This window comes from Saccharothrix mutabilis subsp. mutabilis (genome assembly GCF_039521145.1).
GTDB lineage: Bacteria > Actinomycetota > Actinomycetes > Mycobacteriales > Pseudonocardiaceae > Actinosynnema > Actinosynnema mutabilis.
This window is the reverse complement of sequence record NZ_BAAABU010000014.1, coordinates 67407-93540: the sequence shown is the minus strand read 5'-3', so window position 1 is coordinate 93540 and position 26134 is coordinate 67407. Positions and strand designations below refer to the sequence as shown.

The 26134-nt window shown below is 72.5% G+C and carries 20 protein-coding genes; 6 read left to right on the top strand and 14 right to left on the bottom strand.

From position 1 onward, the window contains the following. Positions 1-2: 2 nt before the first annotated feature. The 4 genes from ABD126_RS25985 to ABD126_RS25970 form a co-directional block, all read right to left on the bottom strand. Positions 3-674 (bottom strand): response regulator transcription factor, encoded by a 672-nt coding sequence (locus ABD126_RS25985; protein WP_343936539.1) that lies wholly within the window; start codon positions 672-674, stop codon positions 3-5. 174 nt (positions 675-848) lie between these two features. Further along, positions 849-2882: a ThuA domain-containing protein gene (locus ABD126_RS25980; protein WP_425542886.1), complete on the bottom strand. Its 2034-nt coding sequence runs from the start codon at positions 2880-2882 to the stop codon at positions 849-851. Between the two features lie 23 nt (positions 2883-2905). After that, the gene (locus ABD126_RS25975) at positions 2906-5707 is read right to left on the bottom strand and encodes a PQQ-dependent sugar dehydrogenase (RefSeq protein ID WP_343936537.1); all 2802 of its coding nucleotides are present in this window, start codon (positions 5705-5707) and stop codon (positions 2906-2908) included. 170 nt (positions 5708-5877) lie between these two features. After that, positions 5878-7857 (bottom strand): PLL family lectin, encoded by a 1980-nt coding sequence (locus ABD126_RS25970; protein WP_343936536.1) that lies wholly within the window; start codon positions 7855-7857, stop codon positions 5878-5880. A 155-nt stretch (positions 7858-8012) separates the two neighbouring features. Here ABD126_RS25970 and ABD126_RS25965 point away from each other — a divergent pair, with 155 nt between their 5' ends. After that, the gene (locus ABD126_RS25965; RefSeq protein WP_343936535.1) at positions 8013-8504 is read left to right on the top strand and encodes a Gmad2 immunoglobulin-like domain-containing protein; all 492 of its coding nucleotides are present in this window, start codon (positions 8013-8015) and stop codon (positions 8502-8504) included. Here the strand turns inward: ABD126_RS25965 and ABD126_RS25960 are convergent, their stop codons facing one another. Next, positions 8505-9080, bottom strand: a complete 576-nt coding sequence (locus ABD126_RS25960; RefSeq protein ID WP_343936534.1) for a dihydrofolate reductase family protein — start codon at positions 9078-9080, stop codon at positions 8505-8507. It abuts the gene before it with no gap. Positions 9081-9745: 665 nt separating this feature from the next. Between ABD126_RS25960 and ABD126_RS25955 the strand changes: the two genes are divergently transcribed. Further along, a complete protein-coding gene (locus ABD126_RS25955; RefSeq protein ID WP_343936643.1) occupies positions 9746-11287 on the top strand; it encodes an acyl-CoA carboxylase subunit beta in 1542 nt (513 codons plus the stop codon). 25 nt (positions 11288-11312) lie between these two features. On the opposite strand, the gene ABD126_RS25950 is transcribed toward ABD126_RS25955, so the two are convergent. Next, the gene (locus ABD126_RS25950; RefSeq protein ID WP_343936533.1) at positions 11313-12038 is read right to left on the bottom strand and encodes a TetR/AcrR family transcriptional regulator; all 726 of its coding nucleotides are present in this window, start codon (positions 12036-12038) and stop codon (positions 11313-11315) included. 85 nt (positions 12039-12123) lie between these two features. Between ABD126_RS25950 and ABD126_RS25945 the strand changes: the two genes are divergently transcribed. Next, complete coding sequence (locus ABD126_RS25945) at positions 12124-13257, top strand: carotenoid oxygenase family protein (RefSeq protein WP_343936532.1); 1134 nt, start codon at positions 12124-12126, stop codon at positions 13255-13257. Positions 13258-13460: 203 nt separating this feature from the next. Here the strand turns inward: ABD126_RS25945 and ABD126_RS25940 are convergent, their stop codons facing one another. After that, on the bottom strand, positions 13461-14252 hold the full coding sequence (locus ABD126_RS25940) for a TIGR03084 family metal-binding protein (RefSeq protein WP_343936531.1): 792 nt from the start codon (positions 14250-14252) through the stop codon (positions 13461-13463). A 79-nt stretch (positions 14253-14331) separates the two neighbouring features. Beyond that, positions 14332-14805: a flavin reductase family protein gene (locus ABD126_RS25935; protein WP_343936642.1), complete on the bottom strand. Its 474-nt coding sequence runs from the start codon at positions 14803-14805 to the stop codon at positions 14332-14334. A gap of 480 nt (positions 14806-15285) precedes the next feature. Between ABD126_RS25935 and ABD126_RS25930 the strand changes: the two genes are divergently transcribed. Beyond that, complete coding sequence (locus ABD126_RS25930) at positions 15286-16284, top strand: DUF1702 family protein (RefSeq protein ID WP_343936530.1); 999 nt, start codon at positions 15286-15288, stop codon at positions 16282-16284. A gap of 97 nt (positions 16285-16381) precedes the next feature. Here the strand turns inward: ABD126_RS25930 and ABD126_RS25925 are convergent, their stop codons facing one another. Then, entirely contained in the window at positions 16382-17152 is a 771-nt protein-coding gene (locus ABD126_RS25925) for a helix-turn-helix domain-containing protein (protein WP_343936529.1), read from the bottom strand. Between the two features lie 281 nt (positions 17153-17433). Between ABD126_RS25925 and ABD126_RS25920 the strand changes: the two genes are divergently transcribed. Beyond that, entirely contained in the window at positions 17434-18003 is a 570-nt protein-coding gene (locus ABD126_RS25920; protein WP_343936528.1) for a DUF5987 family protein, read from the top strand. After that, entirely contained in the window at positions 18000-19634 is a 1635-nt protein-coding gene (locus ABD126_RS25915; RefSeq protein WP_343936527.1) for an FAD-dependent oxidoreductase, read from the top strand. Before ABD126_RS25920 ends, ABD126_RS25915 begins: the two co-directional genes overlap by 4 nt. 134 nt (positions 19635-19768) lie before the next feature. Here ABD126_RS25915 and ABD126_RS25910 read toward each other — a convergent pair whose 3' ends face one another. The 5 genes from ABD126_RS25910 to ABD126_RS25890 form a co-directional block, all read right to left on the bottom strand. Beyond that, entirely contained in the window at positions 19769-20572 is an 804-nt protein-coding gene (locus ABD126_RS25910) for an AfsR/SARP family transcriptional regulator (RefSeq protein WP_343936526.1), read from the bottom strand. Between the two features lie 883 nt (positions 20573-21455). After that, entirely contained in the window at positions 21456-22502 is a 1047-nt protein-coding gene (locus tag ABD126_RS25905; RefSeq protein ID WP_343936525.1) for a carboxymuconolactone decarboxylase family protein, read from the bottom strand. A gap of 13 nt (positions 22503-22515) precedes the next feature. After that, complete coding sequence (locus ABD126_RS25900) at positions 22516-23688, bottom strand: class I SAM-dependent methyltransferase (protein ID WP_343936524.1); 1173 nt, start codon at positions 23686-23688, stop codon at positions 22516-22518. 34 nt (positions 23689-23722) lie between these two features. Further along, positions 23723-25102, bottom strand: coding sequence for a cytochrome P450 (locus ABD126_RS25895; protein ID WP_343936523.1), 1380 nt, complete (start codon positions 25100-25102; stop codon positions 23723-23725). Beyond that, a complete protein-coding gene (locus ABD126_RS25890) occupies positions 25099-26127 on the bottom strand; it encodes an enediyne biosynthesis protein (RefSeq protein ID WP_343936522.1) in 1029 nt (342 codons plus the stop codon). The genes ABD126_RS25895 and ABD126_RS25890 overlap by 4 nt, the downstream gene beginning before the upstream one ends. Between the last annotated feature and the right edge of the window lie 7 nt (positions 26128-26134).

Genomic DNA, 26134 nt, shown 5'->3' with positions numbered 1-26134 from the left:
CGTCACCGGTCGCCGCCCTTCGCGGACACCTGGTAGCCGACGCCGCGCACGGTCGTGATGGCGTCCGGGCCGATCTTGCGCCGCAGGGCGCTGATGTAGACCTCGACCAGGTTGGGGTCGGGTTCGCGCACCTCGTCCCACACCCCGTGCAGCACCTCCGCCTTGGTCACCACCTGGCCGGCGCGCCGCATCAGGAACTCCAGCACCGCGAACTGCTTGGCGGTCAACGAGACCACCTCCCCGCGCCGGCGGCACGTCCGCGTGGCCGGGTCGAGTTCGAGGTCCCCGGTGGTCAGCACGGCCGGCCGCGCGGGCGCGCCGCGCCGGACCAGCGCCCGCAGCCGCGCGACCAGGACGAGGTAGGAGAACGGCTTGGTCAGGTAGTCATCGGCGCCGGTGTCGAGCCCCTCGGCCTCGTCCCACTCGCCGTCCTTGGCCGTGAGCATGAGGATCGGCGTCCACACCCCGGCCGCGCGCAGCTCCGCGCACACGCGGTAGCCGTTCAACCCGGGCAGCATGATGTCCAGGACGATCACGTCGTAGGACCGCTCGCGCGCCCGCCACAACCCGCCGCGCCCGTCGCGCTCGACCTCCACGACGAACCCCTCGGCCGCCAGCCCGCGCACCAGCAACTCGGCCAACCGCCGATCGTCTTCGACCACCAAGACCCGCACCCGCCACACCTTGCCGCAAACGCGGTCACGGCACCTGAAACCTCCTTCAGGTCGCTACAGCGGGACTTCAGGCGTCAGCGGGCACAGTGGTGCCAGGTCGCCGGACGCGAGGGGGAGGCGGCGACCGGCGCCAGGCCCTTCCCCGGGCCGCCGGACCCGGGGAAGGGCCTGCGCTCACGCCGGGACCGTCCACCTCTGGTTGGCGCCGCCGTGGCAGGTCCAGACGAGCAACTGCGTGCCGTCGGCCGTCGACCCGCCCGAAGCGTCCAGGCACTTGCCCGAGTTCGGGTTCACCAGCGAACCACCGGCCCCGGCGGTCCAGTTCTGCGCGCCCGACCCGTTGCACGACCACAGCTGCACCTTCGTGCCGTCGGCCGTGCCCGCGCCGGACACGTCCAGGCACTTGCCCAGCGCTCGCCAGGTCTCACCGGACCGCGTCCACGTCTGCGCCGCGGACCCGTTGCACGTCCACAACTGCACCTTGGTGCCGTCGGCGGTCGCGCCGCCGGAGACGTCCACGCACTTGCCGCCGGCCCCGACGATCGGGCCCGACCCGGCCGTTCCCGGCGCCACCGCGAAGTCGTCCACGTCGAACAGGCCCGTGCCGCTCCCGGTGAAGGCCAGGTACAGCCGGTGCCGGCCGGACGGCGCCCCGCTCAACGCGGTCCGCACGTCCGCGAACGTGGTCCAACCCCCCGTGTTCGGCACGGCCACCCGGCCCAGCACCGGACCGGTGGCCGAACCCGTGCGGACCTCGATCGTCCCGCCCGGCCCGCCGGACACGACCCGGGCCTGGAAGACGCCCGCGCCGGTCAGGTCCACGTCGTCGTAGGCGGCCCAGTCGCCCGGGTCGACGAACCCCAGCGTCTGGCCGTTGTGCGCGCCCGCCTTCGCGAACGCCTGCACGCCGCTCGCCTGGCTGAACGATTCCGCCTGCACGGTCCGGTCCAGCTCGCGCACCCGGACGTCGCGGAACGACACCTCGTCGCCGTCGCCGTGGTTCTGCAGGCCGATGTGACCGGCCAAGGACCGGTTCGGGTCGGTGTTGGTGAAGTCGTTGACCAGCACGCCGTTCAGGTACACGCGGAGCCGTTCGCCCTCCACGAGCAACTCGAAGGCGTTCCACTCGCCGGGCGGGTTCAGCGCCGCGTCCCGCGCCGCCACGTCCGGGGACTTGAAGCCGTAGACCGCGCCGGTGGTCCGGTCGGGGCTGTCGGTGGCGTCGATCTGGACCTCGTAGCCGTTGTCCACCGCCGACCACGGGTCGGTCGAGGGCGGGAAGCCGATGAACACGCCGGAGTTGTCGTCGCCGGCCATCCGCCAGTCCAGCTTGAGCGAGTACGACGTGAACTGCCGCCCGCTGTGCCAGAACAGGCCCAGCCCGCCGAAGCTGGTCAACGTCGCGTCGGTGGTGGTGAACCCGCCCGGACCGGCCTGCGACCACCCGTCGACCGACCCGGCGAACAGCCGGGTGTAGCCGCTTTCCGGACGGCAGTCCATCCGCGTCTGACCGGCGGCGTACCGGATACCGCCCAGCAACAGGCCCTTGAACGCCGGTTCGGCGTAGGAGGACGCCGTGTGCCCGCCGCCCACGTAGAAGCTCCGGCCGCCCTGGTAGGTCTTGCACCAGACGTGCGGGTGGTCGGCGCCCATGTTGCCGCCCGTGTAGCCGCTTTCGTCGAGCGTGGCCAGGACGCGGGCGCCCGACCTGGGGTTGGCGCGGTAGTTGTACCACTCGTCGGTGCGCGTCCAGGTCGCCGGCAGGTGGGCGGTGGCGGCGGTGGCGCGGTTCTCCACCTTCACCGGGGCCTGCTGGATCGCCGGGTGGGAGTGGAAGTACGCGCCGACCAGCTCGCCGTAGAACGGCCAGTCGTACTCGGTGTCCGCCGCAGCGTGCACGCCGACGAAACCCCGCCCGGACTTGACGTGGTTCTCGAACCCGGTCTGCTGGGACGCGTTGAGCACGTCCCCGGTCGTGTTGAGGAACACCACGGCCTCGTACTGGCCCAGCGTCCCGTTGGTGAACACCGCGGCGTCCTCGGTGGCGGTGACGGTGAACCCGTTGGCGGCCCCCAGGTCCTTGATCGCCTGGACGCCGGCGGGGATGGAGTCGTGCCGGAACCCGGCCGTCTTGGAGAACACCAGGACGTCGTAGGTCGCGGCCGACGCGGGCACGGGCACGGCCGGCGCCAGGAGCGCGGCTGTCAGGAGCGCTTTCACAGCGTGCGTTTTCACGGGGTCGTCCACCTCTGGTTGGTGCCGCCGTGGCAGGTCCAGATGATCAGTTGGGTGCCGTCGGCGGTGCCGCCGCCGGACGCGTCCAGGCACTTGCCGGAGTTCGGGTTCACCAGCGCGCCGTTCGCGCCGGCCACCCAGTTCTGGGCCCCGGTCCCGTTGCACGTCCACAGCTGCGCCTTCGTGCCGTCGGCCGTGCCCGCGCCGGACACGTCCAGGCACTTGCCCAGCGCCTGCCACGTCTGCCCGGCCCGCTGCCAGCGCTGCGCGCCCGTGCCGTTGCACGTCCACAGCTGGACCTTCGTGCCGTCCGCGGTGGCCGCGCCGGAGACGTCCACGCACTTGCCGCCGGGCCCGACGATCGGACCGGTGGGGCCGTTGAGCGTGAAGGAGTCCACGTCGAACAACGCGCCCGCGCCGCCGCTGAACGTCAGGTACAGCGCGGTGGTGCCGGTCGGGGGGCTCGTGACGCTCCCGCTGACCGTCGTGAACGTCTCCCACCCGCCGGTCACCGGCACCGCCACCGACCCGAGGACCGTGCCCGTGGGCGAACCGGCGCGGACCTGGAGCGTGCCGCCGACCCCGCCGGAGGAGACGCGTGCGGCGAACCCGCGGACGTCGCCCAGCGCGTACGGGGTGAACGACACCCAGTCGCCGTTGTGGACGTCGCCGACCGTGTAGCCGCCCTCGGCCTGCGACTTGGCGATCCGGGCGATGCCCGAGGACGTGGTGAAGTGCTCGGCCTGGCGGTGCCGGGGCTGGGTGACGCTCTTGGCGTGCGTGGTCAGCGCGGGCTGGCCGTTGGCGCCCAGGTCGGCGTACTCGGCGTCCCACACGCCGAACACGTTCGCGGCCTCGTCGTGCTCGCCGTCGGCGGCCACGGTGATCGAGCCCGTGCAGCCGGTGCGGGTGGTGATGACGTGGCCGTGGTTGTCGTGCCCGATGCCGTAGGTCATTTTGACCCGGTTGCAGTCGATCGCGCCGTCCTCGGGGTCGGTGACGGTGATGCGGAAGGGGATCGTGTCGCCGTAGGAGAACGGCACGCCGTTGACGGGCAGCTCGATCGTCACCTCGGGCGCGGTGTTGCCGACGGTGACGTAGACGCTGGCCGACCCGGTCGCGCCGCCGGCGTCGGTGACGGTCAGGGTCGCGGTGTAGGTGCCGTTGGCGGTGTAGGTGTGCGACGGGTCGGCCGCCGTGCTGGAGGTGCCGTCACCGAAGTCCCAGCGGTAGGTCAGCGGCGTGCCCTCGGGGTCGCTGGACCCGGCGGAGGAGAACGCGACGGCCAGCGGCGCGTGCCCCGAGGTGACGTTCGCCGCGGCGCGGGCGGTGGGGCCGCGGTTGGTGCCGGCGATGTACTCGATGCGGTAGAGCGCGGAGTTGTGGTCGCCGTTGAAGTAGCCGGTGCCGTAGTCCAGCACGTACAGCGCGCCGTCCGGGCCGAACGCCAGGTCGATGATCTGGGTGCCCGACCACGGCATCGCCTCGATCGTGCCGGCGGACCCGTCGGAGTCGACCGCGATGTCCTTGATCCAGCGGCGGCCGTACTCGGCGGCCATGAAGTGCCCGTCGAACGACTGCGGGAACTTGACCGTCGAGGTGGAGGCCGGGTCGTAGCGGTAGACCGGGCCGCCCATCGGCGACTCCGAGCCCGAGCCGAACTCCGGGGGCGAGCCGGCGTCGCCGCCGTAGCGGATCCAGCTCGGGCGCGCGGCCGGGAGGGTGGACCGGCCGGTGTTGCGGAAGGAGTTGTTGGTCGGGCTGCCGCAGTTGTACTTGGGCCCGGTGGCGCCGGTGGCGAAGTTCCACTCGTTGTAGGTCTCGGCGCTGGTGTTCGTGCCGGTGCAGTACGGCCAGCCGTAGTTGCCGGGCGAGGTGATCCGGTTGAACTCGACCTGCCCGGACGGGCCGCGGTTGGCGTCCGTGGTCGCCGCGTCGGGGCCGTAGTCGCCCAGGTAGACCGCACCCGTCGCCTTGTCGACGGTCATCCGGAACGGGTTGCGGAAGCCCATCGCGTAGATCTCGGGACGGGTGTTCGGGGTGCCGGGGGCGAACAGGTTGCCGCTGGGCACGGTGTAGGTGCCGTCGGCGTTGACCTTGATCCGCAGCACCTTGCCGCGCAGGTCGTTGGTGTTGGCGGAGGTGCGCTGGGCGTCGAAGGCGGGGTTGCGGTCGGCGCGCTCGTCGATCGGGCTGTAGCCGCTGGACTGGAACGGGTTGGTGTCGTCGCCGGTGGACAGGTAGAGGTTGCCGGCGGCGTCGAAGTCGATGTCGCCGCCGACGTGGCAGCACATGCCGCGATCGGCGGGGACGTCGAGCACGGTGCGTTCGCTCGCGGTGTTCAGCGTCCAGTCGGCGTTGAGGGTGAACCGGGAGAGCCGGTTGACGCCGCGCCAGGTCTCCCACGTGCTCGCGGTGCCGGTCGCCGGCGCGTCGCCGGTGGGCGTGGAGAGCTTGGGCGCGTAGTAGAGGTAGATCGCGCGGTTGGTGGCGAAGCCGGGGTCCACGCCGACGCCTTGCAGGCCTTCCTCGTCGTGGCTGTAGACGGGCAGGGTGCCGACGACCTTGGTGGCGCCGGCGGCGTCGGTGCGGCGCAGCACGCCGTCCCGGGCCGTGTGCAGGACCGACGTGTCGGGCAGGACGGCCAGGGAGATCGGCTCGCCCATCTCGGCGACCCCGCGGGCCAGTTCGACCTGCTGGAAGTCGGCGGGGTCGTGGTGCGCGCGAGCCGGCGGCCCGACTAAGAGCAATCCGGCGGCGAGCAGCAGGGTGCCGCAGATGCGTGGGGTTTTGGGCATGGCGGTGTCGCGCCTCCTTGAGCGAGCCGGCAGGGGTGTTGCCCAGGTCACAGCAAGGTAGGACGCACTTTTGGAGCAGGTCAATCAAAAGTCAACTATCAGACACCGACCATTGGCCGTCTTTCGCCGTAAGTGGGTCGGAGCTGCGCTTCCACCGCGCTCAACGCGGGTCAGAGCTGCTCCTCCACCGCGCTCAGCGCGGCCAGGACCGGCGTCAGCAGGTCGGCGGTGTCGGGCGCGAGCCGGACGTGCGTGGACACCGGCACGTCCCGCGCCTCGCCCGGCGGTTCCCCGTGACCGGGCTCGACGGCCGGCACGCTGACGCGCCGCACCGCGTCCCCGTAGCGGACGGTCACCGTGGCCACCAGTGAGTCCGGCACCAGGTCGGCGGGCGGCAGCTCGGGTGGCGCGTCGTCCAGGAGGCCGGCGTCGCGGGCGGCGTCGAACACCCGTCGGGCGGTCTCCGGCGGCACGGTGCCGGTCGAGTCCGCGTCCGGTTCGGCGGAGAACTCGTCCACCAGCACGCGTCGGGCCGCGCCGGAGCCGGACACCGCCAGCCGGTACTCGTAGCGCTCCCCCGGCGCGCCGCCGGTCACCTCGAACGACACCTCGGCCCCCTCGTCGGCCGACCGCAGCCGTTGCAGCACCTCGGCCCGGCGCGCGGTCGCCATCCGGTCCAGGGAACGCAGTTCCACCGCCACACCCTCCACTTCGGACGGTCCTTCGCCGGGCGCCGCGGCCGGGGTGTGGCCGCAGTGGGAGGACGCCAGCCGGTTGTAGAGGCGGGCGACGGTCTCGGTGTTGTCGTCCATCACCGTGCCCGTGCCCACCGGGTTGCGGGCCGGGCACGCCGACGTCGCGTACTCGTCGGGGTGGCCCAGCATGTGCCCGAACTCGTGCGACGCCACGTCACCGGTGTCGCTGGTGTCCCACGTGGTCATGTTGGACCGTTCCGGGCCCGGCCGCACGCGGACCACGTGGTGGGCGCCGCTGGTGACCCACTGGACGTCGAAGGTGAACCGCTTGCGCTGCCCGTTGCCGACGCAGTCGAACCGGTTGGACCACTTGCCGATGATCCCGTTGCGCCAGGTGGTGCGCAGGGTGTTCATGGTGGCGTCGCTGATGCCGCTGTCGGGGTTGAGCTGGATGCGGATGGTGACGTGCGTGTCGGCCTGGTGGTAGGCCGCGCGCCAGCCGAACGTGCACTCGCTGACGTTGAACCCGATCTCCGCGCCGACCCGGAACGGGCCCGACCACGTCCACGGGGCGCGATCCAGGCGCCAGAAGAAGTCCACGTCACCGGCTTCCGTGGTGGCCAGGACCTCCAGATTGCCGACCGTGCCGTAGTTGGACTGGATCAGGGCCGCGTTCACGTACCGCGCGCCGCCGCCGAACCGGCCCGGCGCGCTCCACGTCATCCCGGCGTCGTTGTTGCGCCACAGGTGCGCCAGACCGCCGTCGCGGTGCGGTACCACGACCTCGAAGTTGCCCTTCGTGCCGTGCCTGCCCTGCACCAGCGACGGCGTCCCGCGCAGTCCGCTCGCGACGCGGAACGGGCCGGACCACGTCCAGGGAGCGCGGTCCAGCCGCCAGAAGAAGTCCAGCTCGCCCGCGTCGGTGGTGGCCAGCACCTCCAGGTTGCCGACCGTGCCGTAGTTGGACTGGATCAGGGTCGCGCCCGCGTACCGCGCGCCGCCGCCGAACCGGCCCGGCGCGCTCCACGTCATCCCGGCGTCGTTGTTGCGCCACAGGTGCGCCAGACCGCCGTCGCGGTGCGGGACGACCACCTCGAAGTTGCCCTTGGTGCCGTGCCTGCCCTGGATCAGCGCGGGTGCGCCCCGGACGCCGGTGGCGACGCGGAACGGGCCCGACCACGTCCAGGGGGCGCGGTCCAGCCGCCAGAAGAAGTCCAGCTCGCCGGCGTCGCTGGTGGCCAGCACCTCCAGGTTGCCGGTGGTGCCGTAGTTCGACTGGATCAGCGTGGTCGCGAGGTACCGCCGTGATCCGCCGAAGCACGTCGGGCCGCTCCACGTCATCCCGGCGTCGTTGTTGCGCCAGAGGTGGACCAGCCCGCCACCGTGCGAGGACGGCACGACCGCTTCGAAGTTGCCCTTGGTGCCGTGCCGTCCTTGGACGAGGAAGCCGCTCATGGCGCACCCACCCCTGTCGGTTGCCGGGATGCCCGTGGAGTCGCTCGCCGCCCGGCTCCGGTTAGCCACCCCGCTCACACCGAACGGGTGAATCACCCCGTGAATCCACCTCACTACGGAGTGACGCGGGTCACTCCGGGCTTACCCTGCCGGCCATGACGATCGATGTGCAGCAACCGAGGCCCCACGACCTGGTCGGCAACCTGATCCGCATCGGCGGCGTGGCCGGCGGCGCGTTCGAGGCGAACTTCAACTACCGGGTGCACGAGGGGCACGACGAGGTGACCGGGTCCTTCATGGCCGGTGACGGGACCGGCGGGCACGGCCAGTTCCAGCTCACCGTGGACGTGAGCGGAGCGGCGTTCACGCTCGAACGGCTCTTCGTGGAGGTCTTCCACGTCTCGCCGAAGGACGGCGCGGAGCTGGACAAGGTGGTCGTGCCGGTGGTCCACGGGCCGCGCATCCTGCCCGGCTACCGGGTGTACCTGGAGCACGTGGTGCAGGCCGGCGAGACCCTGTGGGCCATCGCGACCCGCTACTACGGCTCCGGCAACCTCTACCACCGCCTGGTCGCCGCCAACCCGCACACGATCACCAACCCGAACGTCATCCACCCGGGCGACGTGATCCGCGTACCCCAGACCTGATCACCTGGTCACCTCGTAGACCAACTTCTGGATGCCGTTGCCGTAAGCCTGCGACTCCACGAGCCCCAGCCCCTGCTTGTCCTTGTCCGCCGCACTGAACAGCCGCTTCCCCGCACCCAACAACACCGGGAACACCAACAGGTGGTACCGGTCGATCAAACCCGCGTCCGACAGCGACCGGTTCAGCGCCGCGCTGCCGTGCACGATGATCGGGCCGCCGTCGCCCTCCTTCAGCGCCGCCACGTCGTCCAGGGAGCGCAGGATCGTCGTCTCGCCCCAGTTCGACACCAGGTCGTCCTCGCGCAGCGTGGTGGACACGACGTACTTGGGCATCGCGTTGTAACCGGCGAACTCCTCGGTCATCGTCGGCCACACCGGCGAGAACGCCTCGTAGCTGACCCGGCCCATCATCATCGCGGCGGCTTCGTCCTGCTCGCGCGCCTTGATCTCGTAGGCCTCCGGGAGGAACTCGATGCCGTTGAACGTCCAGCCGGTGTTGCGGTAGCCGGGCTCCCCACCGGGCGCTTCGACGACGCCGTCGAGGGAGACGAAGGCGGTGGTGATCAGGGTGCGCATGGGGTGCTCCTCGGTTGTTCCGTGTTGCTCTCGTGCAGTGCGTCGAACACTGCCGCACAGGATCGACAACCGCCCGATGTGACGCGCACCACACCTCCGCGCGGCCGGCGGCGCGGGGCGGGGCGGCGGCGCGGGGCGGGGCGGCGGCGCGGGGCGGGGCGGCGGCGCGGCGCGGGGCGGGGCGGGGCGGCGGCGCGGCGCGGCGGCACGGGGCGGCGGCGGCACGGGGCGGCGCGGGGCGGCGGCACGGGGCGGGGCGGCGGCGGCACGGGGCGGCGGCACGGCGCTCTCGGAGAAGACACCGGGCAAGGGCCCGTGCAGGCTGGGACGGAACGGTCGGCGTGAGCGGGGATGTGGTCGGATGCTGCGGAGCGTGACCGGTGCGGGCGGGTTCGGCCGCGCCACCCGGGGACGCGTCCGGCCGCTCGGACCCCGCCCGCCGGCCGAGACCACGTCCGCCGCCGCGCGCCGGCCGCACCGCGCGGGGCGGCGAGCGGGTTCCCCCGGCGACGCGCACCTCCTGGGAGACACGGATGACTGACCTGTCGGATTTCCGGATCCTGCGGCAGAACACCTCGCCCGAGGTGGAGTCGCTCGACTTCGTGCCCGAGCCGGTGCCGCTGCGCCCCGTCCCCCCGGCCGCTCCCAGGACCGCCCGGCGCACGATGGCGTCGGTCCGCAAGAGGCTCGACGAACTGCGGCAGCGCGTGCTGGCCGGGGACCCCGCGGGCGTCGAGCGGCAGCACTCGCTGGGCAAGAAGACCGCGCGCGAACGGCTGGACCTGCTGCTGGACGAGGACTCCTTCGTCGAGATCGACCTGTACCGGCAGCACCAGGCCCGGGGCATGAAGATCTCGGAGAACCGACCGCACTCCGACGGCGTCGTGGCGGGCTCCGGCACGATCCACGGGCGCCGCGTCTTCGTGTACTCGCAGGACTTCTCCGTCTTCGGCGGCTCGCTCGGCGCGGCGCACGCGGCGAAGATCCACAAGGTGATGGACCTGGCCATCGCGACCGGCTGCCCGATCATCGGGCTCAACGACAGCGGCGGCGCCCGCATCCAGGAGGGCGTCATGGCCCTCGACGGCTACGGGGGCATCTTCCGGCGCAACGTCGAGGCGTCCGGCGTCGTGCCGCAGATCAGCGTCGTGATCGGCCCGTGCGCGGGCGGCGCGGCGTACTCCCCCGCGCTCACCGACTTCACGTTCATGGTGCGCGACACCGCGAAGATGTACCTGACCGGTCCGGACGTGGTCGAAGCGGTCAACGGCGAGCGGGTCACGCACGAGGAACTCGGCGGCGCGGAGGTCCACGGCAGCCTGTCGGGCGTGGCGACGTTCGTCCACGACGACGAGGAGTCCTGCCTGGAGGACGTGCGCTTCCTGGTCTCCCTGCTGCCGAGCAACAACCTGGACGGACCGCCGGTGAGCGAGCCCGTGGGCGCTACGTCGGACGCGCGGCCCGCGCTGGCCGACATCGTCCCCACCGAGCCGAACAAGCCCTACGACATGCGCGCGGTCCTCGGCGAACTCGTGGACGACGGCGAGTTCCTGGAGGTGCACGAGAACTGGGCGCGCAACATCATCTGCGCGCTGGCCCGGATCGACGGCCGCGTGGTCGGCGTGGTCGGCAACCAGCCGATGGCGCTCGCGGGCGTGCTGGACTCCACGGCGGCCCAGAAAGCCGCTCGCTTCGTGCGGTTCTGCGACGCGTTCGGCATCCCGCTGGTGACCCTGGTGGACGTGCCCGGGTTCCTGCCGGGCAGCGAGCAGGAGCACGGCGGCGCGATCCGGCACGGGGCCAAGCTGCTCTACGCGTACTGCGAGGCGACCGTGCCGCGCATCCAGGTGATCATCCGCAAGGCCTACGGCGGCGCGTACATCGTGATGGACTCCCGCTCCATCGGCACCGACCTCTCCCTGGCGTGGCCCACCAACGAGATCGCGGTCATGGGCGCGGAGGGCGCGGTGAACGTCCTGTTCCGCCGGGAACTGGCCGCCGCGGCGGACCCGGCCGCGCTGCGCGCCGAACTCATCGCCGAGTACACCGAGCAGCTCATGCACCCGCGCTACGCCGCCGAGCGCGGACTGGTGGACGACGTGATCGACCCGGTCCAGACCCGGGCCGCTGTCGCACGTGGACTCCAGATGATGGCGACCAAGCGACGCGGTGTGCCGGCGCGCAAGCACGGCAACGTCCCGCTGTAGCGGGGCGGTCGCACCCGCGGGCCGCCTACCCGAGCGCGCTCGACCGCCCCGCGGGCGGCTTCCGCTTGGCCGCGACGGGGTCGCCGACGCCCGCCAGACCGCCCAACTCGCCCGCGACGCGCCGCCGCGACGAGCGCACCGACTTCGCCGCCGCGCCCGGCGCGTCGCCCACGCCGACCATCAGCGCGACGAGCTGCGACTCGAACAGCCCCGCCACGTCGAGGTCCGCGGTGAAGTAGTCGCCGAGCTCCAACGTGACCAGGCCGTGCGTGGCGATCCACATCTGGTAGGCCACCAGTTCCGCGTCGGCGGTGCCGAAGCGGCCGGCCTGGACGCACCGGGCCGCGCACGTGACGACGTTGGACAGGGTGTAGCGGCCGTGCTGGCGGTCGTCCTCGGTCAGCGAGAAGCCCGCCAGCGACGCGCCGCCGAACATCACCCCGTACAGGTGGGAGTTCTCCAGCGCGTTGATCCGGTACGCCCGGCCCAGCAAAGCCATGTCCGACACCGGGTCCGCGGTCTCCCGCACCGCCGTCAGGTAGCGCTGGAGCCGCGCGAAACCCTCGTGCACCATCTCCCGCACGAGCCCGGACATCCCGCCGAAGTGGGTGTAGACCGCCATGGTCGAACTCCCGGCGTCGGCGGCGATCCGCCGCGTCGACAGCGCTTGCGGCCCCTCGGCGGCCAGCAGACGGGCGGCGATGTCGATGAGTGCGGTGCGGGCGGTCGGGTCCGATCGGCGTGGGCTCACCTTGACAAGGTTACATAACACCGATATTTTGATCAACGGCATCGTCATGCCCTCCCGGTTTCAGCACCCGGCTGGAGGTACCACCGTGTCGCCCAGGACCAGGAACCTCGCCGCGGTCGCACCACTCGCGCTCGACCGGCTCGGCCCCGCCGACGAACTGCCCGTCCGGGGCGAGCTGCCCGACGAACTCCGGGGCTGCTTCCTGCAATCCGGCCCGCGACCGCCCGCCGGCGAGGTGATCACCGGCGTGCGGATCGGCGACGGCGTGGCGCGGTGGTACCGGACCCAGGACCCGGAGGGGTGCCTGCCCGCCGGGCCGGTGCCCGCGCTGGCCCCGCGCGTCCGTCCGGCCGCTTCGGGCACGAAGCTGCTCGCCCACCCCGTGCAGGACCCGACGACGCGCGAGTGGCACACCATCGCCACCACACCGGGTTCGACGGAGGCCGAGCACCTCGTGATGGCCACGTCGGGCGCGGTGAGCCGGGGACGCTCGTTCGCGCTCGGCGCGCCGACGCTGGTGACCACGCTCGCCCTCACCCGCGACCACGTCGTGGTGTTCGACCTGTCGCTGGTGCACGACCACGCGGCCGAGCTGCGCGGCCTGCGCCACGCCCACACCTGGCGGGCGGACAAGCCCGCTCGCCTCGGCCTGCTGCCGCGCACGCCCGGGAGCGGCGAGCTGCGGTGGTTCCCGGTCCGGCCCGGCGCCACTTTCCGCGCACTGAACGCCTTCCAGGACGGCGGAACCGTCGTCGTGGACGCCCTGCGCCACGACGGCCCGCTCGACGCCGAGCAGGCCCCCAGGCCGTACCTGGGGCGCTGGACGCTCGACCTGGGCACGGGCGCGGTGACCGAACGGCGGGTGATCGCGGCGGTGGACTCCGCGACCACCGACCCGGCGGCGTGCGGCCGTGAGCACCGGCACGTGTTCGGGACGACCGGTCGCCTGCTGTTCCACCACGACCTCCACACGTCCACTTCGGACGCTTACGACCTCGGCGCGGGCCGGCGCGGCGGACAGCCGGTGTTCGTCGGCGGCACGACCGGCGAGTGGCTGCTGGTGTTCGCGGAGAACCTCGGCCGGCGCGGCAGCGAGGTGCTGGTCTTCGACGCGCGCCGGCTGGGAGCCGGTCCGTGCGCGTCGGTCCTGCTGCCCGGGGCGGTCCCGGCGGCCGACCGGGCGACCTGGCAGCCGTTCGCGGAGCACGGTCCGCTGTAGACGGTCCTCTGCGGACCGTCTGCTGTGGACGGTCTGGACGCGCTTCGACCACCGCTGCGCGCGACAGGGCCCGTGGTGAGCGCGCAGCGGTGGTCGAAGGCGTCCCGGGACGACGGGCCGCCAGGGGGGAAGCGGCCCGTCGTGGTCCGGGTCGGGCGCCGGCCGGGTGGTCCCGACCGGCGTGGACCGGGGTGTGCGGCCGGTCAGGACGTGAACTGGCCCGGTTTCCGGCCCTCGCCGGCGGGGCCGCGGTAGGCCTGGGCGATGTCCAGCCAGGCGTCCGCGTCCGGGCCGGTCGCCGTCAGCGCGAGGTCGTCGCGGTGGCGGCGGCGGGTGGCGAGCAGGCACAGGTCCGCGGCCGGGCCGGTGATCTTCTGCTCGGCGTCGGCCGGGCCGAACGCCCACGTGGCCCCCGACGGCGCGGTGACCTCGAACCGGAACGGCGCGGCGGGCGGGTTCAGCCGCCGCGACTGGTAGGCGAAGTCCCAGGTCAGGGAGACGAACTGGGTCACCCAGAACAGGCGGTCGGTGCGCTCGCGGACCACGCCGAGCGCGTCGGCGACGTCCTGGCCGTGGGCGAACATCTCCATCATGCCCGCGGAGGCGAGCACCATCGGCGGCAGCGGCCGGACCAGCCAGGGCACCACCTGGTCGGCCGGGACCGCGGCCAGCGCCTTGATCGCGGTGTCGGTCTCGGCGCGCCAGCGCGCCCGCAGCGCGTCGGGCGTGTAGCCGGCGTACTCGGCCAGCGCGGCGTTGACCGCGCCGTCGAAGTTCGCCGCGGCCTTCGCCGCCAGCTGCCCGAACAGCTCCGGGTCGGAGGCGGCGGTGCCCGCGAGGCGGAAGATGAACGCCAGGTGGGCGACCTGGTCGGCCACCGTCCACCCGGGAGCCGGGGTCGCGCGCTGCCACGCCGCCTCGTCGACGCCGGTGATGAGTCCCTCGAACTCCGCGGCGTCGTCGGTCAGGTCGGAGATCACGTCTCGCTGAGTCACACGCCTTGTCCTTTCGCCCGTGCGTCCACCCAGGATGGTCGGCGGTGGAACGCGCTGTCTTCTCGGTGGGTGCCCTGTCTCAGGCCGACTTGGCCGCGGACGGCGGGTCGTACCGGTGCATGCCGCCACCGAGGAACAGCAGCGCCTGGCCCGTGCCGCAGCTCGCCTCGCGCACCAGGCCCAGGAAGATCGAGTGGTCGCCGCCGTCGTAGACCGCCTCCAGGTCGCACTCCAGCCACGCCAGGGAGCCGGTGAGCAGCGGCACGCCGGTGTGCCGGCCCGGGAACCAGTCGACCTGGTCGAACTGCGCCATGCCGGTCGGGCGACCGCGGGTCGCGAAGTACCGCGCCAGCCCCTCCTGCTCGCCGCCGAGCACCGAGACGCCGAACGCGCGCGCGTCGAGGATCGTCTGGTGCATGCGCGCGGTGCGGGCCACGCAGCACAGCACCATCGGCGGGTCGAGCGAGACGGACGTGAACGAGTTCGCCGTCATGCCGTGCGCGTCCGCGCCGTGCGCGGTGAGCACGGTGATGCCGGTGGCGAACCGGGCCATCACGTCGCGCAGCTCGCGCTTGGCCGCCTCCTTGTCGGCAGCGGTGTGCAGCACGGCCACCGGGTCGCCGCCCTGGTGCCGCTCGGGCTGCCCGGCGCTCACCGGGCGTCCCGCGGGCCCGCGGCGGCGCTCGGGAGCACCGCGTCGGTCGTGGTCGCGCGCGTGCACGCGTTCCGCTGCTTGGTCCTGGCCACCAGGCCCTCCCGCCGGTCGACTCCTCCGCACGCAGTCGGGGTGGGCCCCACCGGCGTCGGCGCAATCCGCCGACCGCGAGCAGGCGCGGCCCCGGTGCTCCCGCACCGCCCGACTGACGCACCCCAGCGTGCGGCAGCCCGCGGGCACCCGGCCACTCTCCCTGTGCGGTGGGCGAAATCGTCGGCGCACTCCGGGATATCCCCGGCGACCGCGGCCGGCCCTACCCTCGGGGGCAGGCCCGCCGCCGCGTGCCGCGGGAGGTCGAGACGAGCGGGGAGGACCGACATGCCACCGATCCTGGGAGCGCTGCGCAGGTTCGCGCTGACGCCGAAGCTGCGCTCGGTGACGTTCGCCGAGCGCGGGTTCCCGGCCGCGGGCACGCCCGCCGCCGAACACCTGGAGTCGATCCCGCAGTCGGTGGTGTGCGGTTTCGAGTGGGGCATCGAGCAACCGACGCTGTGGGACGTGGAGCGGCGGCTGGCGACCGTGTCGCCCGAGCTGCGCGGGTTCGCCTACGAGGGCGCGGCGATGGCGTTCGCGGTGCGCGACGCGATGGCGGGTGGGAAGGGCACCAGGACCAAGGAGTTGTTGGAGGGTCCGGGTCTGCCGCACCTGTTCCTGACCTACATCGGCATCGGCTTCGCCATGGCGCGGCTGCCGAGGGCGTTGTGGCGCAACATCATGCCGGACCTGGAGGGCGTGCCGTTCTTCCCGACGATGAGCTGGCTGGCCGTGGACGGCTACGGGTTCGACGAGGCGTACTTCAAGACCAAGCGGTTCGTCGGCGCGCAGGAGCCGTTCAAGCCCTACCCGTGGACCGGTCGCGCCGACTACTTCCCGCGGGCCGCCGACCAGGGGGTGGGGCGCGCGCTGTGGTTCATCGAGGGCGCGCGGCCCGAGGAGGTCGCCGCGGCGGTCAACGCGTTCCCGCCGGCGCGGCGCGCCGACCTGTGGAGCGGGGTGGGCCTCGCGGCGACGTTCGCGGGCGGGTGCCCGGAGGAGGGGTTGACCCGCCTGGTCGCGCTGGCCGGCGACCACGCCGACGAGGTGGCGCTGGGCGCGGTGTTCGCCGGCACCGCGCGCACGGCGGCCGGGCACGTGCCCGAGCACAGCGAGCTGGGGGTGCGGGTGTTCACCGGCGGTTCGGTGCAGGACGCGGTCATGCTGGCCGCCACGGTCGCCGTCGAGCCGGAGGACGTGGGTCCCGGCGACAGCCCGGCCTACGAGCTGTGGCGCGAGCGGATCAGGGAGCACTTCCGGAAGGGCGCGTCCAAGGCCGCGTGACCGCCCTTCGCGCGAAGCGGAACGCCCCGCCCGGCGACTTGCCGGGCGGGGCGTTTCGTTGGGTGATGTGACGGGCGGGGGCGGTTGCGGTGCGGGGTCAGGCGACCGTCGAGGCGGTTTCCAGGGTCCGGCCGTAGGACCCCGCGCTGATGGCCAGCATCGCCTCGTCCAGGTGCGCCAGCAGCGCGGGCGGGTCGAAGATCGACTTCCGGCGCAGCCGCACGTCCACCGGGCGCACCGGCCGGCCCTCGGTCACCTTGATCGGACCGGACACCGCCACGTACGTGTCGTGCTCCGCGTCCACGCCCAGGCCCACCGCCCGCGCGATGAGGTACCAGGTGCCGTCCGGCACGTCGGCGACGCCGAACCCGCCGGCGCCGTCGAGCGTGGTGTGCCGGACCGGGAGACCGCGGGCGATCCGCTCGGGGAACAGCCCCAGCACGACGCGGCGCGGCCGGAACTCCGGCGGGTGCTGCACGCTGCCGCGCAGCACCGGGTGCCGGTCGCGGGCCGGTCGGTCGGTGCGCGGGTGCTCCTCCAGCGGCGGCACGTAGCCGCAGTGCTTGCGGTAGGTCGTCGGCGAGACGCCCACGCTCAGGCTGAACCGGGAGCTGAACGTGCCGATGCTGTTGTAGCCGACCACGTGGCTGATGTCGGCCACGGTCAGCGAACTGGTCAGCAACAGCCGCTTGGCCTCCTGCAACCGCAGTGCGGACAGGAAGCGGCGCGGCGACACCCCGGTCACCCGCAGGAACATCCGCGAGAAGTGGAACTTGCTGAACATGGCGGTGCGCGCCATGTCGTCGATCGTGATCGGTTCCCCCAGGTTGCCCTGCATCACGCGGATCACGCGCTCGACCGATTCCACGATGGCCTCGTCCATGCTGCCGCCGATCACTCGGAAGGTTTCGACTCAAACGTTCGGGCCGATCGAACGTAAGTTGACGCGAAATCGGCGGCAAGGACGTTCCGCGGCGGCTCGACAGCCGGACCACCGCCGCTTGAGCGCCGGTCTACTTCCGCTCTACCCCTGCTCGTCTTCGCAGGTAGAGGGCTCCTCACGGGGAAGGTCGCACGGGAGGAGATGCACCCGAAGGAATTCCGCACCCAGAATTGCGGAATTGGTTCGCGGCACAGACAGGAGGAGCCGTGGAAGCGGTCGGGAAATCCGACGACCAGATCCAGACAAGCACCTTGGAAGCCTTTGCGGACACGATTCTCCCGGGCGTCAAGCGCAGTCCGGACGACCGGGCGATCGCCGGTGTCTGCGACGACCCCGGCGCGGTGGAGGCCGGCGCCCTCGACCTGCTCAACGACCCCGCGACGGGCGTCGCCGCCGGGCTCGGCCCCCTGTCGCAGGCGCTCAACGCGCACGCGGTCGCGTACGCCGAGGAGCGCGGGCTGCGGCTGGACGCCGACGTGCCGCCGTTCGTGGCGCTGGACTACGAGGACCGCGTGGCGCTGGTCGACCGGCTGACGGCGCCCGGGCACCCGGAGCAGAGCGGCTGGGTGCTGCTGGCGATGTTCAGCAACATGGCCTTCGACACCGCCGCGCACATGAGCACCGGCGAAGCCCTCGCCCAGGGCCACCCCGGCCTGCTCCAGATGGGGTTCGCCAAGCCGGACAGCGACGGGCTGTGGCGCTTCCCCGACTTCAGCTACGGCCGCGAACTGGCCAAGCGGCACCCCGAAACGACGGAATCCGGGAGTCCGGCATGAGCGCGGTGGAGAGTACCGACGTCCTGGTCGTCGGCAGCGGGTTCGGCGGGTCGATCACGGCCTACCACCTCGCCGCCGGCGGCGCGAAGGTCGTCGTGCTGGAACGCGGCCCCTGGTTGGAGGGCAAGGACTTCGACCACGACTACCTGCTCGGCAAGTCCTACACGCGGGTGTTCGACTTCGTGGCCGGGGAGGGGATGAGCGTCCTGGGCGGCAACTGCGTCGGCGGCGGCAGCGTCGTCTACTTCGCCGCCCTGCCGCGCGCGCCCCGGTACGTCTTCGAGAAGCAGGGCTCGATCGGCCGCCGCATCTGGCCGGAGGCGATCAGCCGCGACACGCTGGAACCCTGGTACGACCGGGTGTCCGACGTGCTGCCGGTGAGCCAGCAGAGCTGGAACGACATCTCCTACGCGGGCGGGCTGTGGGCGGCGGCGTGCCACCACTCCGGGCACACGGCGAACCCGGTGCCGGTCGGCATCGACACCGCCAAGTGCACCAACTGCAACTGGATGATGGCCGGCTGCCGGTTCGACGCCAAGAAGTCCATGCTGTTCAACTACCTGCCCGCGGCGCTCGCCCACGGCACGCAGATCCGGCCGCTGCACGAGGTGCAGAAGATCACGCGCAACGACGACGGAAGTTACCGCGTGCACTTCAACACCATCGACGAGGTCGACTACCGGATCAGCACCGGCAGCGGCGCCATCGACGCGAAGATCGTCGTGCTCGCGGCCGGCGCGGGCGCCACGCCGGTGATCCTCCAGCGCTCCGAGGCGGAGCTGGGCGCGATGCCGCACGGCGTCGGGCGTTACTTCTCCGGCAACGGCGAGCGCCTCAACACCGCGATCATCAACGAGGAGCGCGTCGGCGAGGTGCTCGGCCTGCGCCGGCCCAACGGGGCGGTGTACGAGGCCAACCAGATCGGCAAGGGTCCCGTCGTCGCGTGCTGGGACCACGTGGACGGGAACAAGCCGGAGTACTCCCGGTTCAGCATGGAGCAGCTCTACTTCCCGCCGGGGCTGGGCACGATCCTCGCCCAGGTGCCGGGCAAGACCGGGGCGACCTGGTTCGGCAAGGAGAAGAAGGAGATGCTCAAGCGCTGGAAGTCGTGGCTGACGATCTTCCTGATGACCGAGGACGACAACGAGGGCGTCTTCGGCCCGCCGCCGCCCACCGGCAACGCCTACCGCATCTCCCAGCAGATGCTGGGCAAGGGCCCGCTGCGCTACGACCCGACGCCCAACACGTTGCGCGGCTGGGCGGAGGCCGACGCGGCGGCCAAGCAGATCCTGGAGAAGGACGGCCTGGCCACCGTCGCGCCGTGGACCAACGACCTGGTGGGCGCGTACACGGTGCACCCGTTGTCGTCCTGCCGGATCGGCGACGACCCGGCGACCTCCGCGCTGGACGACCGGCACGAGCTGCGCGGCCACCCCGGCATCTTCGTCACCGACGGCTCGTCCGTGCCGACCGCGCTGACGGTGAACCCGGCGCTGACGATCGCCGCGCTCGCCGAACGCGCGGTGCCCGGCATCGTGCAGGCGGCCCGGGACCGCGGCGTCGAGGTGACCTACGGGGCCCCGCTGCCCAACGGGGCGGCCTCCCGCCCGGTTACCGGTTCGGCCGCGTGACCGGTTCGGCCGGGTGACCGGTTCGGCCAGGTCAACAGTTCGGCCGGGTCAACAGTTCGACCCGGTGAACAGTTCGGCCGGGGGACCCCCGCGCCCGCAGGAGCCGGCCCCGCGGCCGGCTCCTGCGCGGTGGGTCAGGCGCGGAAGAGCACCGACCGGTCCTCGACCGACGCCTGGCCGGTGAGGATGGCGTGGTGGAGCTGGCGCACCCACGGCGACGGTTCGACGCCCGAGTGCTCCACCATCTGGTCGCGCAGCCTGCGGTAGACCGCCAGCGCCTGGCTCTGCCGGCCGCTGCGGCACAGCGCGATCATGTGCTGCACGTGGAAGTTCTCCTGCATCGGGTACCGCGCGCACACCGTCGCCAGCTCGCCCAGCAGCTGGTGGTGGCGGCCCAGCGCCAGGTCCGCCTCGATGCGCAGGTACAGGTCCCCGAGCCGGTTCTCGTCCAGCCGCATCGCCTCGATCGCCAGCTGCGGCCCCAGCGGCACGTCCGCCAGCGCCCGGCCCCGCCACAGCCGCAGCGCCTCGCTGAGCGTGCGGGACGCCCGCTCGTGGTCGCCTTCGTTGACCGCCTGGCGGCCGGCCGCCGACAGCTCCTCGTAGCGGACCGCGTCCACGGCGGTCGGTTCGACGTCGAGCAGGTAGCCGGTGCGGCGGGTGATCAGGATGTCCTTGGAGGTCTTGTCGCCGCTGTCGGCCAGCGCCATGTCCAGGTTCCGGCGCAGCTTCAGGATGTAGGTGCGCAGGGTGGACACCGCGGTGCGCGGCGGGCGGGCGGCCCAGATCTCCTTGATCAGGGTGTGCGCGGGCACGACCCGGCCCGCGTTGAGCGCCAGGAGCGCGAGCAGCTGGCTCGGTTTGCTCGCGTTCGGCACGATCGAGACACCGCCCAGATCGACCATGAGCGGACCTAGCACGACGATTTCGATGCGCATGAGCTTTCTCTCCCCAGTTTTGTCTTGCGGACGGATCTCCGTCGACATGAAGAACCCTTCGCGCGGCGGGCGCGAAGGAATGCGTGGTGCCCGGGTAAGCCGGAGGTCACGAGCGAGCCGGACGCGCCCCGGCCCCGCTCCACGACGACCGGACCGGGCGCGGATCGCGGCCCACGCCGGCCGCCGCCGGGCCCTGCGGCGGCCCGGCCCCCCAGGACGCGCGGGCCTCGCCCGCCACGGCCGGGCCTCGCGGCGGCGCTGCCCGCTCCCCCACCCGCATCCCGCGGCTCGGGCGCACCCCCGCCCGGCCCTGCGGCCACTCAACCCCCCGGGACGTGCCGGCCGTTGCCCGGCCCTGCGGCCACTCAATCCCCCAGGACGTGCCGGCCGTTGCCCGGCCGTGCGGCGACCCAGCCCCCCAGGGCGTGTCGGCCGTTGCCCGGCTGCGCGCCGGCTGAGCGGGTCGGGGATCGCCTGTCCACGGCTCGTCGCCCCCACCACCCCGGCGGCCCCCCAGCGGGCCCTCACCACCCCGGCGGCCCCCCAGCGGGCCTCCGGCGCGGTCCCGGCGGTCGGTTCGCGGCAGGTGTGCACCCTCGGCGCGCAGCGCTGCGCTGCCGTCCCCCGCGCCGAGCCACCCGACCGCGCCGACCACCACGCTCGCCCCCCATCGCAGACCCGACGATCACAAATCTTCCGGAATCCGCTACTGACTTCCCATCGGTCCGCTATCGCCCGCCAATAGAAAACGCGAAGTACGAAACCATCCATTCCGAGCTGGCCCGATCGGGCGAGTTCCGCCGATTTCCCGAAGCCGCGCAGCAGCAAGCCGGCCGGCGCACGAGGCGCCGGCCGGCTGTTTTCGTGAAATCTGGTTGAACGATCACCTTTCCGGGCGCAACGCGGCCCCGCGGGCCGGACCTCCCTCCGCGAGCCACGAGCTGACCCGGCGCGCCGCCGCCAGGCCCGCCCACGCCGTGAGCTCCACGAGCGTGGCGTCACCGGGCGCGGTGCGGCGGAAGTCCTCCACCACGGCGTCGTCGACCTGGTAGGAGGCCAGGGCCACCAGCAGCGCCAGCCGGCCCGCCGCCCGGTCCTGCGGCGGCAGCGTCGCCACCGGCTCGTCCAGCCACGCCCGGCTGATCCCGGGCGCGGCGCCGTCCCACTCGGCCAGCCGCGCCGTCACCAGCGCGCGGACGCTGTCCGGCACGGACCGCGCACCCGCCGCCTCGACGGCCGCGTAGGCCCGGGCGAACGCGTCGGCGACCACCGGGTTCGAGACCGCCCAGACCAGGTCGTCGGTCACCGGCGCGGCGGGCAGCAGATCCAGCGACTCCCCCGCGGCCGGGCCGTGCGCGTCGGGCCGCAGCACCCCGCCGAGCACCTTGCGGGCCTGTGGCTTGGCCGACTCGGGGACGTGCGACGGGAACGGCGACTCGCTGAGGAACACGTTCACGACGCGGTTGTAGTAGTGGAACGCGACGGCGACCCCGACCAGCTCGGCCGCCTGCTCCGGCGGGAACGGCGCGGCCACCGGCGTCCCGGCCGACGCGGTCGCCCGCGCCCACTCGATGAGCACGTCCCGGTCCGCGCTCGCGTGCGGCACGGCGTCCAGCGTCATGCCGTGCACGTCCGCGCAGTACGGGCAGGAGTTGGCCAGCGACACCCCGGTCGCCACCGCCTCCTTGGCCACCCGCTCGGCGGACCCCCGCGCCAGCAGCGTCTCCCGCAGCACCATCCACGCGGCGGCCAGGGTCTCCGGGGCCGCCGAGTGCAGCGCGACCGGCGGCGCGAGCATCTTGAAGTCCCGCTCCACCTGCCGGTACACCCGGGCGACCAGGCCCGTGGCGTGCCGCCGCTTGACCACCCGCACGTGGCGGGTGTCGTTGAGCGACCGGCGCACGGCGAAGCGGACCAGCTTGGCAACCATCGACGCCCTCCCCTCACCCCGAGGCGCGGGCCAGCACCGCGCCGACGACGAAGTCCGGGTACTCCTCGGCGACCGCGTCGACGTCGGGCAGGATCGTCACGTCGCCGAGCCCGGCGGCCTCGAACGTGGCCCGCCAGGCGGCGGGCGTGAGGAAGCCGTGCGTCGGCCGCCGCACCGGGTCGGTGGCGACGTCGGTGAAGCTGTCCAGGAAGTCGAAGATGATCTCGGCGTGGATCGGGCGCGCGGCCTTCGTCGGGCGCACGCACTCCGACACCACGACCGTGCCGCCCGGCTTGAGCGCCTTCGCGGCCTCCTTGACGACGAAGTCCATGTCGTGCGCCACGTGGAAGCAGTTGACCGCGTAGACCACGTCGTAGGTGCCCGGCTCGATGCCCTGCGGCTCCCACGGCAGCGTCATGTCCACCCGGTCTGGCTCCACGACCGTGGTCGGCGACGCCGCCGCCTTCGCCGCCCGTTCACCGTGCCGCGCGAAGGTCTCCGCCACCTCGGTGAAGCGGTAACGGGTGATCGCGGGCCCGAGGGTGCGCAGCGCGTGCTCGGCCGCGCTGCCGCAGCCGCCGCCGATCTCCAGCACCTCGAACGGGCCGCCGTCGGCCGGCACCAGCCGCGACAGCGCCTCGGTGCCGACCGCGTTGTTGATGGCGTAGAGCAGGTTGTCGTTGGAGAAGTACTTCAGCCACAACGGGAGCTTGTCGGGCGCGAACAGGATCTCGTCGCCCGCCGCCTCGCCGGCGAAGAACCGCTTGGCCTCGTCCACCAGCGTCCGCAGGATCTCCACCGCCACGGCCGCGCCCGGCTCGCGCTCGGACAGCTCGGCCGCGACGGTGTCGAAGTCCGGGGCCGCCGCCGGGCCCGCGTAGTAGCGCCCGTCCTCCTGCTCGAACACGCCCGAGGACGTGAGCTTCTCGTACAGGAACGCCAGCGGGACGGTCCGCCGCCACGGGATCGACAGGTCCTTCTTCGCCTGCCCGACCGTGATCCCCGACGGCCGCGGCAACGCGTCGATCGAGCCGAGGATGCGGTGCGCGGTCGCGTCGACCAGGCGCGAGAACGCCTCGTTCGCCGCGAGGAACCGGAACGTGAACAGGTCGCGGACGCGCTCGTCGGCGATGGCGGCGCGGAGCTTCGCGAACTCCGCCGCCTTCGGGTGCTCGGGGTTGGTCATGGTGTTCACCGCCCCTTCCGGGAGGTCGACGCGCTCAGGCCGCCCGGTTGGCGGGCTCGGACCAGTCGCGGACGGTCATGGGCAGGCCACCGCCGAGGCGCAGCGACATCATCGGCTCCGGCTTGACCCGGAACCCGGGCACCGCGACGAGCTTCAGGTCGCGCATCAGCGTGGAGATGATGAAGGTGGCCTCCATCGTGCCCAGGTGGTTGCCGACGCAGAACCGGGGGCCCGCGCCGAACGGGATGTGCGCGTAGCGCGGCCGGTCCGACGGGGTCTCCGGATCGAACCGCTCGGGGAGGAACCGGTCGGGCTCCGGCCAGTACCGCGGGTGCCGGTGCAGGGTGTACGGGCAGATCAGCACCTCCGCGCCGGCCGGGACGTGCCAGCCGCCCACCTCGTCCTCGGCCAGCGCGCGCCGCGGCAGGATCCACACCGGCGGGTGCAGGCGCATCGCCTCCTGCAACACCATGTTGGTGTACCGCAGCTTGATCAGGTCCTCGTAGGCCGGGCGGCGGTCGCCGTAGACCGCCACCGCCTCCTCGTGCAGCTTCCGCCGGACCTCGGGGTGCTTGGCCACCAGGTCCAGCGTCCAGCCGACCGTGCTGGCCGTGGTCTCGTGCCCGGCCAGCAGCAGCGTCACCAGCTCGTCCTGCATGCGGCGGTCGGCAACCCGGCGGTCGCTCTCCTTGGCGGTGGACGCGATGAGCCGGGTCAGCACGTCGTCGCCGGAGGCGACCGGGTTGGCCTTGCGCTGCGCCACCAGCAGGCCGACGATCCGCTGGAGGTCGGCGCGCGCGTGGCGGAAGGCCCGCTGGCCCTTCAGCGGCAGCCACCGCGGGACCATGCCCATGGTCTCCATCTCGAACATGGCCTGGTCCTGCACGGCCTCGAACGAGTGGCCCACCGAGTCGAACTCGCCCAGGTCGGCGTCGAGCAGGGTTCGGCCCAGCACGCCCAGCGTGAGCGCGGTGACCTCGGAGAGCACGTCGACCGGCTGCTCCGCGCCCAGGTGCGGGCGCAGCCGGTCGACCAGCCCGAGCGCCTCCTCCACGATGACGTCGGCCTGCGCGGCGATCCGCTTGTGCTGGAACACCGGCTGGATGGTGCGCCGCTGCTCCTTCCACAGGTCGCCCTCGCTGGTCAGCAACCCGTCGCCCAGGGCGCGCTTGGCCTCGGTGTAGCCGATGCCCTTGTGGTAGTTGGCGGCGTTGTCGGCGAGCACGTGCTTGGCGTGGTCGGGGTGGTTGAAGATGTAGAGCTTCATCGGGCCGATGGCCACCCGCACCGCGTCCCCGTACTCGCGGACCGCCTCGCTCATCAGGCCGAGGCGGTCCGCGCGCAGCTGGCGCAGGATCCCCAGGGCCGCCCGCCGGGGCGGCCCTGGAGGCACTCGGCCACCGCTGGTGGTCATGCCACTGCCGTGCGGGCGGCGTGCTTGCCCGCCGCCTCGCCGTTGTGGTTGACCGAGATCGCGAGCGCGGCCTCGTCCTTCTCCCGCTCCAGCCGGGCTCGCTCCGCCGCGGCCTTGTTGACGAAGTGCAGGCCCCACAGGAACATGCCGCGGATCAGGCAGACCAGCGCGGTGGCGATGAACAGGCCGTAGGCGATGTGCATGACCATGAACAGACCGTACGCCAGGGCCACGCCGGCGCCGAACGCGAACTGCGCTCCCGGCCGCGACGGCGTCGTGCCGGGGTCGGTCACCATGTAGTTGGTGTAGAGGATGAACGCGACGCCGGTCATGACCGCGAGCCCGCCGGGGATCGAGGTGTCGAACAGGATGCCGCGCACGATCGCCTGGAGCGCGAAGAAGGTCAACCAGCCGAAGATCAGCCACATCCGGTCGGTCAGCTTCGCGTTGAGCATGGTGCCGGTGATGATGATGATCCCCGGCAGGATCCAGCTCCCCCAGTCGTTGAGGCCCTCGGTGAAGTGGTACGGCGGCGCGATGCTGCCCCACGGGAACAGGACGAGCACCATCAGGATCCCGAAGTTCGACGGGTTCATGTAGTGCCGCAGGTTGCCGCGCACCGGGGCGCGCAGGATCCACTTCGCCGCCACCGCCAGGGTGACCGCGAACATCATCACCCAGATCCGGTCGTTGACGTAGATCAGCATGTTCAGCGCGATCGAGGTGATGTGCGTGGGCAGCAGGAACTCCGCGAGGCCGCGGAACCCGTTGCCCGCGTAGCGGGGCGCGCGCCCCTCGACCCGGGCGCCGATGGTCTCCAGCACCAGTTCGACGAAGTAGCCGGTGCCGATGGCCACCAGCGGCCAGGTCCACGGCTGCTCGAACCCGAGGAAGATGTACCCGGCGATGTTGAAGATCGTGATCGAGATGGCGAACCGCTTGAGCGCCTTGATCACCTTGGCGTGGTGCGGCGGAGGTCCCCCCGCGGGCGGCTTCCCGTCGGCCTTTGCTTCCTGGACAACCATTTCCGTC

What these genes read in the sequence shown, in the direction of transcription:
- ABD126_RS25915 (WP_343936527.1), top strand. Translation starts at nt 18,000, where the DNA reads ATGAGCGCGGTGGAGAGTACCGACGTCCTGGTCGTCGGCAGCGGGTTC.
- ABD126_RS25955 (WP_343936643.1), top strand. Translation starts at nt 9,746, where the DNA reads ATGGCGTCGGTCCGCAAGAGGCTCGACGAACTGCGGCAGCGCGTGCTG.
- ABD126_RS25900 (WP_343936524.1), bottom strand. Translation starts at nt 23,688, where the DNA reads ATGACCAACCCCGAGCACCCGAAGGCGGCGGAGTTCGCGAAGCTCCGC.
- ABD126_RS25890 (WP_343936522.1), bottom strand. Translation starts at nt 26,127, where the DNA reads ATGGTTGTCCAGGAAGCAAAGGCCGACGGGAAGCCGCCCGCGGGGGGA.
- ABD126_RS25910 (WP_343936526.1), bottom strand. Translation starts at nt 20,572, where the DNA reads ATGCGCATCGAAATCGTCGTGCTAGGTCCGCTCATGGTCGATCTGGGC.
- ABD126_RS25905 (WP_343936525.1), bottom strand. Translation starts at nt 22,502, where the DNA reads ATGGTTGCCAAGCTGGTCCGCTTCGCCGTGCGCCGGTCGCTCAACGAC.
- ABD126_RS25935 (WP_343936642.1), bottom strand. Translation starts at nt 14,805, where the DNA reads ATGGCCCGGTTCGCCACCGGCATCACCGTGCTCACCGCGCACGGCGCG.
- ABD126_RS25965 (WP_343936535.1), top strand. Translation starts at nt 8,013, where the DNA reads ATGACGATCGATGTGCAGCAACCGAGGCCCCACGACCTGGTCGGCAAC.
- ABD126_RS25975 (WP_343936537.1), bottom strand. Translation starts at nt 5,707, where the DNA reads ATGCCCAAAACCCCACGCATCTGCGGCACCCTGCTGCTCGCCGCCGGA.
- ABD126_RS25970 (WP_343936536.1), bottom strand. Translation starts at nt 7,857, where the DNA reads ATGAGCGGCTTCCTCGTCCAAGGACGGCACGGCACCAAGGGCAACTTC.
- ABD126_RS25895 (WP_343936523.1), bottom strand. Translation starts at nt 25,102, where the DNA reads ATGACCACCAGCGGTGGCCGAGTGCCTCCAGGGCCGCCCCGGCGGGCG.
- ABD126_RS25960 (WP_343936534.1), bottom strand. Translation starts at nt 9,080, where the DNA reads ATGCGCACCCTGATCACCACCGCCTTCGTCTCCCTCGACGGCGTCGTC.
- ABD126_RS25930 (WP_343936530.1), top strand. Translation starts at nt 15,286, where the DNA reads ATGCCACCGATCCTGGGAGCGCTGCGCAGGTTCGCGCTGACGCCGAAG.